We start from the raw sequence: 15,757 nt of genomic DNA, 5'->3' as shown, positions 1-15,757 counted from the left end.
CCTTCCCCACCGCTCGTGCCGTCACTCCTCCGGCGAATCCTGCGGGCCGTCGCCCTCCTCGGGGCCGTCGCCGTCCTCCTGGTCGGCGGGGCGCCGGCGGGGACCGGAGGCCGGGCCGCCGCCCGTGTCGGGGCGGAGCGGCTTCGGCGGGCGGGTGCGGCCGCCGGAGGTGTCGCGCAGATAGGAGGTGTCACCGCTCTCCGTCGCATGCCCGCCCGGGGACTGGCCCGGACCGCCGACGTCCCGGCGGCGCAGATAGCGCTCGAACTCGCGGGCGATGGCCTCGCCGCTCGCCTCGGGAAGCTCGGCGGTGTCCCGGGCCTCCTCCAGCGTCTGCACGTACTCGGCCACCTCGCTGTCCTCGGCGGCCAGCTGGTCGACGCCGAGCTGCCAGGCGCGCGCGTCCTCGGGCAGCTCGCCCAGCGGGATGCGGACCCCGATGAGGTCCTCCAGCCGGTTCAGCAGGGCGAGCGTGGCCTTCGGGTTGGGCGGCTGCGACACGTAGTGCGGCACCGCCGCCCACAGGCTGACCGCGGGCACGCCCGCATGCGCGCAGGCTTCCTGGAGGATGCCGACGATCCCGGTCGGCCCCTCGTACCTGGTCTCCTCCAGGTCCATGGCCCGCGCCAGATCGGGGTCGGAGGTGACCCCGCTGACCGGCACCGGGCGGGTGTGCGGGGTGTCGCCGAGCAGGGCGCCCAGCACCACGACCATCTCCACCCCCAGCTCATGGGCGAAGCCGAGGATCTCGTTGCAGAACGACCGCCAGCGCATGGACGGTTCGATGCCGCGGACCAGGACGAGGTCGCGGGGCTTCTCCCCGCCGACACGGACCACGGAGAGCCGGGTGGTGGGCCAGGTGATCTTGCGCACTCCGCCGTCCAGCCAGAGCGTCGGCCGGTTGACCTGGAAGTCGTAGTAGTCCTCGGCGTCCAGCGCCGCGAACACCTCGCCCTTCCACTCCCGGTCCAGATGCGCCACCGCCGTGGAGGCGGCGTCCCCTGCGTCGTTCCATCCCTCGAACGCGGCCACCATGACCGGGTCGATCAGCTCGGGTACCCCGGCGAGCTCGATCACCCAGGCCTCCTTCCGAAGTTCCCTTGTGTACCCATCAACCTTACGGCTTCCGGCCCCTCCTGCCGCTGCCCCCGCGCACAGCCGTCCGGACCCGTTCCCCCACGGTGCATCACCGATCGAATCAGGGCATCGAGCATCGAATACATCCGAGCTGTGAGGGGTGAAATTCCAGAAAACCCTGGACGGCATCGCCTCTAGGGCGCTATACATCGGATGACCAGAACAGAGGTCCGATGTTATTCCCCTGGGGGGCCGCACATGAGCCAGACCGTCACGGATTTCGAGGTCCATGACATCCGTTTCCCGACCTCGGAACAACTGGACGGCTCGGACGCCATGAACCCCGATCCCGACTACTCGGCCGCCTACGTCGTCCTGCGCACCGACGCCCCCGGCGCCGCGGACCCGTCGGACGGTGCCGGCTCCGGCATCGAGGGCCATGGCTTCTGCTTCACCATCGGGCGCGGCAACGAGGTGATGGCCGCCGCCATCGAGACCCTGCGCCCCTATCTGGTGGGGCGCCCGGCGCCCCGCACCGCGGCCGATCTCGCCGCGCTCCACCGCGAGCTCACCCATGACTCGCAACTGCGCTGGCTCGGCCCGGAGAAGGGCGTGATGCACATGGCGGCCGGCGCGGTCGTCAACGCCGCCTGGGACCTGGCCGCCAAGCTGGCCGGCCGGCCCGTCTGGGAGTTCCTCGCCGGGATGACCCCCGAGGAACTCGTCTCGCTGGTCGACTTCCGCTACCTCACCGACGCCCTCACCCCCGAGGAGGCCCTGGAGATCCTGCGGGCCGCCGAACCGGGCCGCGCCGAGCGCGCCGAACGGCTCCGCGCTGAGGGCTACCCTGCGTACACCACCTCGCCCGGCTGGCTGGGCTACAGCGACGACAAGCTGGTCAGGCTCGCCAAGGAGGCCGTCGCCGAGGGCTTCACCCAGATCAAGCTGAAGGTCGGCGGCAGCCTCCCCGACGACGTCCGCAGACTCGCCCTGGCCCGCGAGGCGGTCGGCCCCGGCATCCGGATCGCCGTCGACGCCAACCAGCGCTGGGACGTCGCCGACGCCGTCGCGTGGATGACCGCGCTCGCACCGTACGACCCGCACTGGATCGAGGAGCCGACCAGCCCGGACGACGTCCTCGGCCACGCGGCCGTCCGCTCCGGCCAGCCGGTCAAGGTCGCCACCGGCGAACACGTCGCCAACCGGGTCGTGTTCAAGCAGCTCCTCCAGGCCGGGGCCGTCGACTTCGTCCAGATCGACGCGGCCCGGGTCGCGGGCGTCAACGAGAACCTGGCGATCCTGCTGCTCGCGGCGAAGTACGGCGTCCCGGTCTGCCCGCACGCCGGCGGCGTCGGCCTCTGCGAACTGGTGCAGCACCTCTCGATGTTCGACTACGTGGCCGTCTCCGGCAGCCGGGAGGACCGCGTGATCGAGTACGTCGACCACCTCCACGAACACTTCGCCGACCCCACCGTGATCGAGTCGGGCCACTACCGGGCACCGAGCGCTCCGGGCTTCTCCGCCCGGATGCTCCCCGCGTCGATCGCCGCACACCGCTACCCGGAGGGCGCCGTCTGGCGCTCCCGCCGCACCGAGGAGGCCAACCGATGACCGGCACACGCGACTTCGAGGGAATGGGGGCCCTGGTCACGGGCGGCGCCTCCGGGATCGGGGCGGCCGTCGCGACCCAGCTCCTGGCGCGCGGCGCGAGGGTCGCCGTCCTGGACCGGGACACCGCGGGCGCCCCCGAGGGCACCCTGGCCGTCGAGGCGGACGTCACCGACGACGCCGCCGTGCGCCGGGCGGTCGACCGGGCCGCCGCCGAACTGGGCGCCCTGCACACCCTGGTGTCCAACGCGGGCATCGGCTCCATCGGCACGGTCGAGGACAACGCCGACGCGGAGTGGACCCGGGTCCTGGACATCAACGTCCTCGGCATGGTCCGCACCGCCCGGCACGCCCTGCCCCATCTGCGGCGTTCCGCCGCCGAGCGGCCCGGCGCCGTGTCGATCACGCAGACCTGCTCCATCGCCGCGACCGCCGGGCTCCCGCAGCGCGCCCTCTACAGCGCGAGCAAGGGCGCGGTCCTCTCGCTGACCCTGGCGATGGCCGCCGACCACGTCCGCGAGGGCGTCCGGGTCAACTGCGTCAACCCCGGCACCGCGGACACCCCGTGGATCGGCCGCCTCCTCGGCCAGGCCGACGACCCGGAGGCCGAGCGGGCCGCCCTCAACGCCCGCCAGCCGCTGGGACGGCTGGTCGCGGCCGACGAGGTGGCCGCCGCGATCGTCTACCTGGCGAGCCCGGCCGCCGCCTCGGTCACCGGCACGGCGCTGGCCGTCGACGGCGGGATGCAGGGACTGCGCCTGCGCCCCGCCGGCGCCTGACCGCGCGGGGTACGGCCCCGAGGGTGCCCGCCCGGCCCTGACACCGGCCGGGCACCCCGGGCCGTACCCCGCGCTTTGCTCCGTACCCGGCGCTCCACCGGGACGCCCCGCCGCCCGCCGCGCTACAGCGTCGAGCGCAGCCACTGCTCCACGCTCGCCACATGGACCGTGGCCCAGGCCCGCGCCGCCTCCGCGTCCCGGTCGCGCAGCGCCGACACGATCGCCCGGTGCTCGTGGAGCGTACGGCTGACCGCGTCCTCCTGGGTCAGGCCGCGCCAGACCCGGGCCCGGGTGGTGGGCCCGGACAGTCCGTCGAGCAGCGAGCAGAGCACCGAGTTCCCCGACGACTGCACGATGCCCCGGTGGAACTCCAGGTCGCCAGCGACCAGTTCCTCCACCGAGGGCCGCGGGCCCAGCGCGTCGAGCTGCGCGGTGAGCTCGTCGAGCCGGTCCTCGGTGATCCGGGTGGCCGCCATCGCCGTGGCGGCGGGTTCCAGGATCCTGCGGACCGCGAGGAACTCCAGCACCGTGTCGTCGCGGTGGAAGTCCACCACGAAGCTCAGCGCCTCCAGCAGCAGTTGCGGGTCGAGGCTGGTCACGTACGTGCCGTCGCCCTGGCGGACGTCGAGGATGCGGATCAGCGACAGGGCCCGCACCGCCTCCCGCAGCGAGTTGCGGGAGAGCCCCAGCTCCGCCGCCAGCTCGCTCTCCTTGGGAAGCCGGTCGCCGGGGCGCAGCGCACCCGAGACGATCATCGCCTTGATCTTCTCGATCGCCTCGTCGGTGACAGCCATGACGGTCCTCCTGGGGCCGGAGCGGGGGAATCAGCCAGCGGAATCAGACATCCGATGTATCCGTTCATTATGCGGGTCGGCCCGAACCGCAGAAGGGGGCGGCCCCGACGGGACCGCCCCCTTCTCCGGACGCGTCCGGCCCGGTCAGCGCCGGTCGTCGAGCATCGCTTCGACAGCGGCCCGGATGCCGTCCGTCGCCAGGCCCCGGATCGTCAGCGTCGTACGGCGGCGCAGCACGTCGTCGGCGGTCTCGGCCCACTCGTGGTCCCGGGCGTAGGCGACCTGCGCCCAGATCTCCGGCGCGTCCGGGTGGACGCGCTCGGCCAGCGCCGGGTTCTCGTTCGCCATCCGGGCGATGTCGAAGGCGAGCGAGCCGTAGTGGGTGGCCAGGTGCCGGGCGGTGTCGGCGGCCATCCGGGGGCCGGGCGCGGCGCCGTCGACGACCAGCCGGTGCGCCACCGCGTTCGGGTTGGCGATGCCGGGCAGCGGGAGCTTCTTCGGCAGGCGCGCGATGGGCTCCATGTCCTCGGCGAGCGGGTGCCCGGGCAGCGCGGCCAGCTTGTTCACCACGGTGCGGCCGATGTGGCGGAACGTCGTCCACTTGCCGCCCGCCACCGACAGCATCCCGCCCCGGCCCTCGGTGACCACCGTCTCGCGCTTGGCCCGGGAGGTGTCGCCGGGCCCGCCGGGCAGCACCCGCAGCCCGGCGAAGGAGTACGTGATCAGATCGCGCGAGAGCTGCTGGTCGCGGACCGAGAACGCCGCCTCGTCCAGGATCTGCGCGGTGTCCTTCTCGGTGACCGCGACGTCCGCCGGGTCGCCCTCGTAGACCTCGTCCGTGGTGCCGAGCAGCAGCATGTCCTCCCACGGCAGGGCGAAGGTGATGCGGTACTTGTCGATCGGGGTGGCCAGCGCGGCCTTCCACGGGCGGGTCCGCCGCAGGACCAGGTGGGCGCCCTTGGACAGGCGTATGGAGGGCGCCGCGTTCGGGTCCTCCATCTTCCGCAGGTGGTCGACCCAGGGGCCGGTGGCGTTCAGCACGAGACGGGCGTCGACGCCGAACTCGGTGCCGTCCAGCCGGTCCGTCAGCTCGGCGCCGGTGACCCGGCCCCGGGTGAACCGCAGCCCGGTGACCGCCGCGTGGTTGAGGACGACGGCGCCCGCGTCGACGGCCGCGCGGACGGTCATCAGCGCCATCCGGGCGTCGTTCATCTGGTCGTCGCCGTAGACCGCGACGGCCTTCAGGTTCTCCGTGCGCAGCTCGGGCACGTCGCGCCGGGCCTGCGCCGGGCTGATCACGTGCCCGACGCCGTCACCGAAGGCGGAGAGCGCCGAGTACGCGAACACGCCCGCGCCGAGCTTGGCCGCGCCGTGCGGCCCGCCCTTGTAGACGGGGAGGTAGAAGGTGAGCGGGTTGGCGAGGTGCGGGGCGACCTGACGGGACACCGCGCGCCGCTCGAAGTGGTTCTCCGCGACCAGCTTGACCGCGCCGGTCTGCAGGTAGCGCAGACCGCCGTGGAGCAGCTTGGAGGAGGCGGAGGAGGTGGCGCCGGCGAAGTCGCCGGCGTCCACCAGGGCCACCCGCAGCCCGGACTGCGCGGCATGCCAGGCGGTGGAGATGCCCAGGATGCCGCCACCGATCACCAGGAGGTCGTACGCCGCCTTGGACAGCTGTTCCCTGGTCTCGGCCCGGCTCGGAAGGGAACCGGCGGCCGGGCGGGTCCCGAGGGCCGGGACGCTCTGCAGGGTGGTCATGTCGATTACTCCTCGGCAGTGTTCTCGTCGAGCCAGCCCATGGAACGCTCCACGGCCTTCAGCCAGCTCTTGTACTCGCGGTCGCGGGTGTCCGCGGCCATGCGGGGGGTCCATTCGGCGGCCCGGCGCCAGTTGGCGCGCAGCGCGTCGGTGTCCGGCCAGAAGCCGACGGCCAGACCGGCGGCGTAGGCGGCGCCGAGGCAGGTCGTCTCGGCGACCATGGGCCGCACCACGGGCGCGTCCAGGAAGTCGGCGAGCGTCTGCATCAGCAGGTTGTTGGAGGTCATGCCGCCGTCGACCTTGAGGGCGGTCAGCTCCACCCCCGAGTCCTTGGTCATCGCGTCGGTGATCTCGCGGGTCTGCCAGGCGGTGGCCTCCAGCACGGCACGGGCGATGTGCGCCTTGGTGACGTACCGGGTCAGGCCGGCGATGACGCCGCGGGCGTCGGAGCGCCAGTACGGGGCGAACAGGCCGGAGAACGCGGGCACGAAGTAGGCGCCGCCGTTGTCCTCGACCGACAGGGCCAGCGTCTCGATCTCGGCCGCCGACTTGATCAGCCCCATCTGGTCGCGCATCCACTGCACCAGCGAGCCGGTGACGGCGATGGAGCCCTCCAGGGCGTAGACCGGCTTCTGGTCGCCGATCCGGTAGCCGACGGTCGTCAGCAGCCCGTTGTACGAGTTGACCGGGGTCTCGCCGGTGTTCATCAGCATGAAGGTGCCGGTGCCGTACGTGGACTTGGCCTCGCCCTTGGAGAAGCAGGTCTGGCCGAAGAGGGCCGCCTGCTGGTCGCCGAGGGCGGACGCCACCGGTACGCCGTCGAGCGCGCCGCCCCTGGCGGTGCCGTACACCTCGGCGGAGGAGCGGATCTCGGGGAGGACCGCGGCCGGGATGTCCATGGAGTGCAGGATGCGCTCGTCCCACCGCATCTCGTGGAGGTTCATCAGGAGGGTGCGCGAGGCGTTGGTGACGTCGGTGACGTGGACGCCGCCGTCGGTGCCGCCGGTCAGGTTCCAGATGACCCAGGAGTCCATGGTGCCGAAGAGGATGTCGCCGCGCTCGGCGCGCTCGCGCAGCCCCTCGACGTTGTCGAGCAGCCAGCGGACCTTGGGCCCGGCGAAGTACGAGGCGAGCGGCAGGCCGGTCTCGCGGCGGAAGCGGTCCTGGCCGACGTTGCGGCCGAGCTCCTTGCAGAGCGCGTCGGTCCGCGTGTCCTGCCAGACCAGGGCGTTGTGCACCGGCTCGCCGGTGTGCCGGTCCCAGAGCAGCGTGGTCTCGCGCTGGTTGGTGATGCCGATGGCCTTCACGTCGGCGGCGGTGATGCCGGCCTTGGCGACGGCGCCGACCACCACTTCCTGGACGTTCGCCCAGATCTCGCGCGCGTCGTGCTCGACCCAGCCCGGCTTCGGGAAGATCTGTTCGTGCTCCTTCTGGTCGACGGAGACGATCCGGCCGTCCCGGTCGAAGACGATGCAGCGGCTGGAGGTGGTGCCCTGGTCGATGGCGGCGATGAACGGGCCGGCGGTGTGTGCGTCGGTCACGGTGTGCTCCCGGAGGTCTGTGTGGTCGTGAGGGGGTACGGCTACGGGGGCCGCGGCTCAGGCGAAGGCGACGTTGTAGAGGCCGCCGGCTATCGCGCCGCCGACGAGCGGGCCGACGATCGGGACCCAGGCGTAGCCCCAGTCGGAACCGCCCTTGTTCGGCAGCGGCAGCAGCGCGTGCACGATACGCGGGCCGAGGTCGCGGACCGGGTTGATCGCGTACCCCGTCGGGCCGCCGAGCGAGAGGCCGATGCCGACGACGACCAGCGCGGTGATCAGCGCGCCGAGGGTGCCCAGGCCGTTGCCGTCGTCGTTGAGGCCCTGGGTGAGGATGGCCAGGACCAGCACGACGGTGGCGACGACCTCGGTGGCCAGGTTCTGTACGGCGTTCCGGATCTCCGGACCGGTGGAGAAGATACCGAGGACCGGTCCCGCAGCCGGGGCGGCGGCCTGGTCGACCATGCCGTCCTCACCCGTCCGGGTGCCCACGATCTCCGGATCGGTCAGATGGGCCCGGAACTGCCCGTAGTACGTCACCCAGACCAGCACCGCGCCGATCATCGCGCCGAGCAGCTGGGAGCCGAGGTAGACCGGTACGTCGCTCCACTTCGTGCCGCCCTCGATCGCGAGGCCGATGGTGACCGCCGGGTTGAGGTGCGCGCCCGACACGCCGCCGGCGAGGTACGCGCCGGTCAGCACCGCGAAACCCCACCCGAAGGTGACGGCCAGCCAGCCGGCGTTCCGGGCCTTGGAGTGCTTGAGCGTGACGGCGGCACAGACACCACCGCCGAGCAGGATGAGCACGGCGGTACCGATGGTCTCGCCGATGAAGATGTCGGAGCTGGACACCCGCGACTCCTTTGTCCTTCGTCCAGGGAAGCCGAACCACGGGTCACTCCGGTGGTCCGCGCCCTCGGGGGGAGGGCGTTTCCGGCCCTGCGCACCGTCACACCCTAACGCCACTTTCCGTCAGGTGTTCGACAATGCCGACCGGTGAACGGCAATGCTTCCCCTCGGTGCATCGGGCGTCAAGAGTTGTGCGGCCCCGAACCGGATCGTTACCGGTGGCGTCGCGTCCGGGGGCGGTGCGCCGGGCGGGCCGGTCCCGGGCCGCGGTGCGCGGCCCCGGACCGGCCCCGGGGCCCGTCAGAACCGGCCGGCGCCCAGGTCCCGGGAGACCGCGCGGGCGCAGTCGCGCACCGCCGCGATCAGCTCGGGGCGCAGCTCCCCGGCCGCGCAGACCCGCTCCACGGCGCCGGTCACGGCCACCGCGCCGACCGGCATCCGGCGCCGGTCGTGGATCGGGGCGGCCACCGCGGCCACCCCCTCCCAGGTCTCCTCCACGTCGGCCGCCCAGCCGCGCGCCCGGATCAGGTCGAGCATCGCCTCGAACTCCTCCGCGCCGGTCACCGTGCGCGGGGTGAAGGACTGCCGCTCGGCCTCCATGGCCTCGGTGTGCGCCACCGGGTCGTACGCCGCCAGCACCTTGCCCAGGGCCGTGGAGTGGAGCGGCTGCATGGCACCGACCTCCAGCACCTGGCGGCTGTCGTCGGGCCGGAAGACGTGGTGGACGACGAGGACGCCCTGCTGGTGCAGCACGCCCAGATGGGCGCTCTCGCCGCTGGAGCGGGCCAGGTCGTCCGTCCAGACCAGGGCGCGGGCCCGCAGCTCGTGCACGTCCAGATAGCTGTTGCCCAGGCGCAGCAGCTCGGCCCCCAGCTGGTAGCGGCCGGACGCCGCGTCCTGCTCGACGAAGCCCTCGTGCTGGAGGGTGCGCAGGATGCCGTGCGCGGTGCCCTTGGCCAGCCCCAGCGAAGAGGCGATGTCGGACAGTCCCAGCCGCCGCTCGCCGCCTGCCAGCAGGCGCAGCATCGCCGCCGCCCGCTCCAGCGACTGGATGTTCTTGGCCATCGCGCCGTACTCCTCCACCTCGGTTCGACAATGCTGAACACTATCGGTCGATGCCGACCAGTGCTCGGTCATGCGACGAAACCGCGCCACCTCATGGATCCGGACATCTCCCCGCACAGCATGCAGTCCGCTCCGTGGGACGGAGTGACGGCCCCGGCCGTCACCGGGCTACGCTGGCCCGGTGCGTCTTCCACCGAAGTACGCAAAGCCGACAGCCGTCGCATCCCAGGGAGCACATCCATGGCCTCGTTGCCGACCCCTTCCGCCGACAGCCGGAACCGAGCCGAAGCCCTCCGCGAGGCACTCGCCACCCGTGTCGTGGTGGCCGACGGCGCCATGGGCACCATGCTCCAGGCGCAGGACCCGACCCTCGACGACTTCCAGGACCTCGAGGGCTGCAATGAGATCCTGAACGTCACCCGCCCCGACATCGTGCGCTCGGTGCACCAGGAGTACTTCGCCGCAGGGGTGGACTGCGTCGAGACCAACACCTTCGGCGCCAACCTGTCGGCCCTGGGCGAGTACGACATCCCCGAGCGGATCTTCGAGCTCTCCGAGTCCGGCGCGAGCATCGCCCGCCAGGTCGCCGACGAGTTCACCGCCGACACCGGGCAGCAGCGCTGGGTGCTCGGCTCGATCGGCCCCGGTACGAAGCTGCCGACCCTGGGCCACGCCCCGTACACCAAACTCCGCGACGCCTACCAGCAGAACGCCGAGGGGCTGATCGCGGGCGGCGCCGACGCCCTGCTGATCGAGACCACCCAGGACCTCCTCCAGACCAAGGCATCCGTCATCGGCGCCCGCCGCGCCCTCGCGGCCGCCGGCGCCTCGCTGCCGGTGATCTGCTCCGTCACCGTCGAGACGACCGGCACCATGCTGCTCGGCTCCGAGATCGGCGCGGCGCTCACCGCCCTGGAACCGCTCGGCATCGACCTCATCGGTCTGAACTGCGCCACCGGCCCCGCCGAGATGAGCGAGCACCTGCGCTACCTCGCCCGGCACTCCCGCATCCCGCTCTCCTGCATGCCCAACGCCGGTCTCCCCGTGCTCGGCAAGGACGGCGCGCACTACCCGCTCACCCCGTCCGAGCTGGCGGACGCCCAGGAGACCTTCGTCCGGGAGTACGGCCTCTCCCTGGTCGGCGGCTGCTGCGGTACGACCCCCGAGCACCTGCGCCAGGTCGTCGAGCGCGTCCGCGGCACCGCCGTCGTCCCCCGTACCCCGCACCCCGAGCCGGGCGCGGCCTCCCTCTACCAGACCGTCCCGTTCCGCCAGGACACCTCGTACCTGGCGATCGGCGAGCGGACGAACGCCAACGGGTCGAAGAAGTTCCGCGAGGCCATGCTGGAGGCCCGCTGGGACGACTGCGTGGAGATGGCCCGCGACCAGATCCGCGAGGGCGCGCACATGCTCGACCTCTGCGTGGACTACGTGGGCCGCGACGGGGTGGCCGACATGGAGGAGCTGGCCGGCCGCTTCGCGACCGCCTCCACGCTCCCGGTCGTGCTGGACTCCACGGAGGTCCCGGTGCTCCGGGCCGGCCTGGAGAAGCTGGGCGGCCGCGCGGTGCTGAACTCGGTCAACTACGAGGACGGCGACGGGCCCGAGTCGCGGTTCGCCAAGGTCACCGCTCTGGCCGCCGAGCACGGCGCCGCGCTGATCGCGCTGACCATCGACGAGGAGGGCCAGGCCCGCACCGTCGAGCACAAGGTCGCCGTGGCCGAGCGCCTGATCGCCGACCTGACCGGCAACTGGGGCATCCGCGAGTCGGACATCCTGATCGACACGCTGACCTTCACCATCTGTACCGGCCAGGAGGAGTCGCGCGGCGACGGCATCGCCACCATCGGCGCGATCCGCGAGCTGAAGAAGCGCCACCCCGAGGTGCAGACCACCCTCGGCCTGTCCAACATCTCCTTCGGCCTCAACCCGGCCGCCCGTGTCGTGCTGAACTCCGTCTTCCTCGACGAGTGCGTCAAGGCCGGGCTGGACTCCGCGATCGTGCACGCCTCCAAGATCCTCCCGATCGCCCGTCTGGACGAGGAGCAGGTCAAGGTGGCCCTCGACCTCGTCTACGACCGGCGCGCCGAGGGCTACGACCCGCTCCAGAGGCTCATGGAGCTGTTCGAGGGCGTCAGCACCAAGTCGATGAAGGCGGGCAAGGCCGAGGAACTGGCCGCCCTGCCGCTGGAGGAGCGCCTCCAGCGCCGCATCATCGACGGCGAGAAGAACGGCCTGGAGGCCGACCTCGACGAGGCGCTCCGCTCCCGCCCCGCTCTCGACATCGTCAACGACACCCTCCTGGAGGGCATGAAGGTCGTCGGCGAGCTCTTCGGCTCCGGCCAGATGCAGCTCCCCTTCGTCCTCCAGTCTGCCGAGGTCATGAAGAGCGCGGTCGCCCACCTGGAACCGCACATGGAGAAGTCCGACGCCGAGGGCAAGGGCACCATCGTGCTGGCCACGGTGCGCGGCGACGTCCACGACATCGGCAAGAACCTCGTCGACATCATCCTGTCGAACAACGGCTACAACGTCGTCAACCTGGGCATCAAGCAGCCCGTCTCCGCGATCCTGGAGGCCGCCGAGGAGCACCGGGCCGACGTGATCGGCATGTCCGGGCTCCTGGTCAAGTCCACCGTGATCATGAAGGAGAACCTGGAGGAGCTCAACCAGCGCAGGATGGCCGCCGACTACCCCGTCATCCTCGGCGGCGCCGCCCTCACCCGCGCCTATGTCGAGCAGGACCTCCACGAGATCTACGAGGGCGAGGTCCGCTACGCCCGCGACGCCTTCGAGGGGCTGCGCCTGATGGACGCGCTGATCGCGGTCAAGCGCGGCGTCCCCGGCGCCGTGCTGCCGGAGCTGAAGCAGCGCCGGGTGCCCAAGCGCGACACCGCGGTCCTGGAGGTCGACGAGCCGGAGGAGGGCGTGCGCTCCGACGTCGCCGTCGACAACCCGGTCCCCGAGCCCCCGTTCTGGGGAACCCGCGTCGTCAAGGGCATCCAGCTCAAGGAGTACGCCTCCTGGCTCGACGAGGGAGCCCTCTTCAAGGGGCAGTGGGGCCTCAAGCAGTCCCGGGCCGGGGACGGGCCCACCTACGAGGAGCTGGTGGAGACCGAGGGCCGCCCGCACCTGCGCGGCTGGCTCGACAAGCTCCAGACCGAGAACCTCCTGGAAGCCGCCGTCGTCCACGGCTACTTCCCGTGCGTCTCCAAGGGCGACGACCTGATCCTGCTCCACGAGGACGGCTCCGAGCGCACCCGCTTCACCTTCCCCCGCCAGCGCCGCGGCCGGCGGCTCTGCCTCGCGGACTTCTTCCGGCCCGAGGAGTCCGGAGAGACCGACGTCGTCGGCCTCCAGGTCGTCACGGTCGGTTCGAGGATCGGCGCCGAGACGGCCAAGCTCTTCGAGGCCAACTCCTACCGCGACTACCTGGAGCTGCACGGCCTCTCCGTCCAGCTGGCCGAGGCGCTGGCCGAGTACTGGCACGCCCGGGTCCGCTCCGAGCTGGGCTTCGGCGGCGAGGACCCGGCCGACGTCGAGGACATGTTCGCGCTGAAGTACCGGGGGGCCCGCTTCTCCCTCGGCTACGGGGCCTGCCCCGACCTGGAGGACCGCGCCAAGATCGCCGATCTGCTCCAGCCGGAGCGGATCGGGGTGCACCTCTCCGAGGAGTTCCAGCTGCACCCGGAGCAGTCCACCGACGCGATCGTCATCCACCACCCGGAAGCCAAGTACTTCAACGCCCGGTAAGACGCCGTTCGACGCGCGGCAGCACCGCAGGTCGTACACTTGTCGGCCCAGTGCAGGCCGGTCGCCCTCCCACGGGAGTGGCGGCCGGCCTTCTCGTCCCTTACGGAAGGTGTGCCGGATGACCAGTACGGTCCCCGCGTCCTTGACCCGCACGGCCGAAGACGCCGCGCTCCAGGCAGTCCTCCTCGACATGGACGGCACCCTGGTCGACACCGAGGGGTTCTGGTGGGACGCCGAGGTGGAGGTCTTCGCCGACCTCGGGCACCGGCTCGACGAGGCGTGGCGGGACGTGGTGGTCGGCGGCCCGATGACCCGCAGCGCCGGATACCTCATCGAGGTCACCGGCGCCGACGTCAGCCTCGACGAACTCACCGTGCTGCTCAACGACCGCTTCGAGAAGCGCATCGGCCGGGGCGTCCCGCTGATGCCGGGCGCCGAGCGGCTGCTGGCCGAGCTGACCGGGCACGGAATCCCCACCGCCCTGGTCTCCGCCTCGCACCGCCGGATCATCGACCAGGTACTGGAGTCGCTGCGCCCGCACCGCTTCGGCCTGAGCGTCGCGGGCGACGAGGTCTCCCGCACCAAGCCGAACCCGGAGCCCTATCTCGTGGCCGCGGCCGGCCTCGGCGCCGCCCCCGAACGCTGCGCGGTGATCGAGGACACCGCGACCGGCGTCGCCGCCGCCGAGGCGGCGGGCTGCCGGGTGGTCGCCGTACCCTCCGTCGCGCCCATCGCCCCCGCACCGGGCCGGAAGGTCGTGGGCTCGCTCGAAGAGGTCGACCTGGCCTTCCTGCGGCGCCTGGTCTCGGCACCGTACTGAACCGGCCGCCGGCCCGGCCCGCCCGCCGGTAACCGGAACCCCTCGCTCCTGGGCGGTCGACGGCACCCACTACTGTCGCTCTGTCCATGACCGGATGAGGGAGAGCGTCCACGATGAACCGCAAGAACCTGGTGCTGCCGGCCGTCGCCGGCCTCCTCGCACCCGTACTCGCCGCCTGCGGCGCATCGGACGAGGGGACCGGCCGAGGGGCGGCCGTCGTGGTCGGCACCACCGACGGGATCGCCGTCTCGAAGGACGCCCCCGCACCGCTCGACCCCGCCGTCGGCCACGGGACGGGCGCGTGGAACGTGCTCCGCCAGACGGTGCAGACCCTGACCCGGATACCGGTCGGCGGCGGCGCGCCGGTGCCCGAGGCGGCCGAGAGCTGCCGGTTCACCGACCGGCAGAACGAGAGCTACCGCTGCGAACTGCGCCCCGGCCTGACCTTCGCCGACGGGACCCCGCTCACCGCCGACGACGTCACCTACTCCATCGAACGGGCCCTCGCGCTGCACACCCCGGGCGGCCCGGCCGCCGCCCTGCTCGACACGGTCGACACGGTCGAGGCCCAGAGCGAACGCGAGGTCGTCTTCCACCTCCGCACCCCGGACGCCACGTTCCCGTACAAGCTCACCACCCCCGTCGCGGGCATCGTGCCGCGCGGGTCGTACCCCGCGAAGTCGGCACGGACCGGCTTCCGGGTGGACGGCTCGGGCCCGTACACCATGAAGGCTCAGACCGACCGGAACCGGGCCGTCAGGATCAGCCTCACCCGCAACCCCCGCTACAAGGGCAGCCTGAAGATACGGAACGAACGGGTCGAACTGAACCTCTTCGGTGCCGCGGGAGCCATGGAGAAGGCCCTCCGCGACCGGCGGATCGACCTGATGACCCGCACCATGACCCCGGCCCAGGCCCGGCGGCTGCGGGAGGAGCCCGCGGACGGCGTCGTCCTCACCGAGATGCCCGGCCTCGGCATCCACTACCTCGGCTTCGACACCGGCGACCGGACCGCGGGGAACAGGGCGGTCCGCCAGGCCATGGCCCAGGTCGTCGACCGGGACGAGATCACGGCCACGGTCTACGGCGGCACGGCCGACCCGCTCTACTCGCTGATCCCCTCCGGCATCGCCGCGCACACCAACTCGTTCCACGACCGGTACGGCGAACCCAGCCCCGCCAAGGCGGCGGCGCTGCTGCGCTCCGCGCACGTCCGCACCCCGGTGAAGCTCACCCTGAACTACCCCACCGGCCACTCCGGCGCCGCCACGGCCGACGAGTTCGCCCTGCTGAAGAAGCAGCTCGACCGCACCGGCCTGTTCGACGTCACCCTCCGGGGCACCGCCTGGGACACCTTCCGCCCCGCGCAGCTCCGCGGCGAGTACGCCGTCTACGGCATGGACCGGTTCCCCGACTTCCCGGACCCGGACAACTTCACCGCCCCGTTCCTCGGCCGCGACAACGTCCTCGGCTCGGAGTACACCTCGGTCCCGGCGCGGCGGACGCTCATCCCGCAGTCCCGCCGTGAGGCCGACCGCACCGCGACCACTACGGCCTTCCGGCGGATCCAGTCCATCGTCGCCAGGGACGTGCCCGTGCTGCCGATCTGGCAGGGCAAGGAGTACGCCGCCGCACGCCAGGGCCTTTCCGGCGTCGAACGCGCGGTCAACCCCTCCACCGGCCTCCGGCTCGGCGAACTCTCCCGCGACCCCCGCTGAC

11 protein-coding genes are annotated in these 15,757 nt (G+C 72.1%); 5 read left to right on the top strand and 6 right to left on the bottom strand.

Going from position 1 to position 15,757, the window contains the following annotated elements; translation table 11 throughout:
* Positions 1 to 21 precede the first annotated feature (21 nt).
* Complete coding sequence (locus tag ACWC97_RS18235) at positions 22 to 1,077, bottom strand: PAC2 family protein (protein ID WP_352280620.1); 1,056 nt, start codon at positions 1,075 to 1,077, stop codon at positions 22 to 24.
* A gap of 258 nt (positions 1,078 to 1,335) precedes the next feature.
* Between ACWC97_RS18235 and ACWC97_RS18230 the strand changes: the two genes are divergently transcribed.
* Together ACWC97_RS18230 and ACWC97_RS18225 are read left to right on the top strand one after the other, a co-directional pair.
* On the top strand, positions 1,336 to 2,688 hold the full coding sequence (locus ACWC97_RS18230) for an L-fuconate dehydratase (protein WP_352280618.1): 1,353 nt from the start codon (positions 1,336 to 1,338) through the stop codon (positions 2,686 to 2,688).
* Positions 2,685 to 3,464, top strand: a complete 780-nt coding sequence (locus ACWC97_RS18225; protein ID WP_352280616.1) for an SDR family NAD(P)-dependent oxidoreductase — start codon at positions 2,685 to 2,687, stop codon at positions 3,462 to 3,464. The genes ACWC97_RS18230 and ACWC97_RS18225 overlap by 4 nt, the downstream gene beginning before the upstream one ends.
* A 122-nt stretch (positions 3,465 to 3,586) precedes the next feature.
* On the opposite strand, the gene ACWC97_RS18220 is transcribed toward ACWC97_RS18225, so the two are convergent.
* The 5 genes from ACWC97_RS18220 to ACWC97_RS18200 form a co-directional block, all read right to left on the bottom strand.
* Complete coding sequence (locus ACWC97_RS18220; RefSeq protein ID WP_352280614.1) at positions 3,587 to 4,258, bottom strand: FadR/GntR family transcriptional regulator; 672 nt, start codon at positions 4,256 to 4,258, stop codon at positions 3,587 to 3,589.
* A gap of 144 nt (positions 4,259 to 4,402) precedes the next feature.
* Complete coding sequence (locus tag ACWC97_RS18215; RefSeq protein ID WP_450650247.1) at positions 4,403 to 6,013, bottom strand: FAD-dependent oxidoreductase; 1,611 nt, start codon at positions 6,011 to 6,013, stop codon at positions 4,403 to 4,405.
* 5 nt (positions 6,014 to 6,018) lie between these two features.
* Positions 6,019 to 7,554: a glycerol kinase GlpK gene (gene glpK / locus ACWC97_RS18210; RefSeq protein ID WP_450650246.1), complete on the bottom strand. Its 1,536-nt coding sequence runs from the start codon at positions 7,552 to 7,554 to the stop codon at positions 6,019 to 6,021.
* 57 nt (positions 7,555 to 7,611) lie between these two features.
* Positions 7,612 to 8,403, bottom strand: coding sequence for an MIP/aquaporin family protein (locus ACWC97_RS18205; protein ID WP_352280608.1), 792 nt, complete (start codon positions 8,401 to 8,403; stop codon positions 7,612 to 7,614).
* A gap of 297 nt (positions 8,404 to 8,700) precedes the next feature.
* Positions 8,701 to 9,465 carry an IclR family transcriptional regulator gene (locus ACWC97_RS18200; protein WP_352280606.1) on the bottom strand — a complete coding sequence of 255 codons (765 nt, stop codon included), beginning with the start codon at positions 9,463 to 9,465 and terminating at the stop codon, positions 8,701 to 8,703.
* Between the two features lie 240 nt (positions 9,466 to 9,705).
* Between ACWC97_RS18200 and metH the strand changes: the two genes are divergently transcribed.
* The 3 genes from metH (at position 9,706) to ACWC97_RS18185 (ending at position 15,756) form a co-directional block, all read left to right on the top strand.
* Complete coding sequence (metH, locus tag ACWC97_RS18195; RefSeq protein ID WP_352280604.1) at positions 9,706 to 13,218, top strand: methionine synthase; 3,513 nt, start codon at positions 9,706 to 9,708, stop codon at positions 13,216 to 13,218.
* Positions 13,219 to 13,336: 118 nt separating this feature from the next.
* Positions 13,337 to 14,038, top strand: a complete 702-nt coding sequence (locus tag ACWC97_RS18190; protein ID WP_392279292.1) for an HAD family hydrolase — start codon at positions 13,337 to 13,339, stop codon at positions 14,036 to 14,038.
* Positions 14,039 to 14,151: 113 nt separating this feature from the next.
* Complete coding sequence (locus ACWC97_RS18185; protein WP_352280601.1) at positions 14,152 to 15,756, top strand: ABC transporter substrate-binding protein; 1,605 nt, start codon at positions 14,152 to 14,154, stop codon at positions 15,754 to 15,756.
* The last annotated feature ends 1 nt before the right edge of the window (position 15,757 follow it).

It is taken from the genome of Streptomyces sp. NPDC001108 (genome assembly GCF_053598535.1).
The sequence above is the reverse complement of the archived record's forward strand: the minus strand, read 5'-3'. Positions and strand labels throughout refer to the sequence as shown.

What these genes read in the sequence shown, in the direction of transcription:
- ACWC97_RS18230 (WP_352280618.1), top strand. Translation starts at nt 1,336, where the DNA reads ATGAGCCAGACCGTCACGGATTTCGAGGTCCATGACATCCGTTTCCCG.
- ACWC97_RS18225 (WP_352280616.1), top strand. Translation starts at nt 2,685, where the DNA reads ATGACCGGCACACGCGACTTCGAGGGAATGGGGGCCCTGGTCACGGGC.
- ACWC97_RS18220 (WP_352280614.1), bottom strand. Translation starts at nt 4,258, where the DNA reads ATGGCTGTCACCGACGAGGCGATCGAGAAGATCAAGGCGATGATCGTC.
- ACWC97_RS18215 (WP_450650247.1), bottom strand. Translation starts at nt 6,013, where the DNA reads ATGACCACCCTGCAGAGCGTCCCGGCCCTCGGGACCCGCCCGGCCGCC.
- ACWC97_RS18200 (WP_352280606.1), bottom strand. Translation starts at nt 9,465, where the DNA reads ATGGCCAAGAACATCCAGTCGCTGGAGCGGGCGGCGGCGATGCTGCGC.
- metH (WP_352280604.1), top strand. Translation starts at nt 9,706, where the DNA reads ATGGCCTCGTTGCCGACCCCTTCCGCCGACAGCCGGAACCGAGCCGAA.
- ACWC97_RS18190 (WP_392279292.1), top strand. Translation starts at nt 13,337, where the DNA reads ATGACCAGTACGGTCCCCGCGTCCTTGACCCGCACGGCCGAAGACGCC.
- ACWC97_RS18185 (WP_352280601.1), top strand. Translation starts at nt 14,152, where the DNA reads ATGAACCGCAAGAACCTGGTGCTGCCGGCCGTCGCCGGCCTCCTCGCA.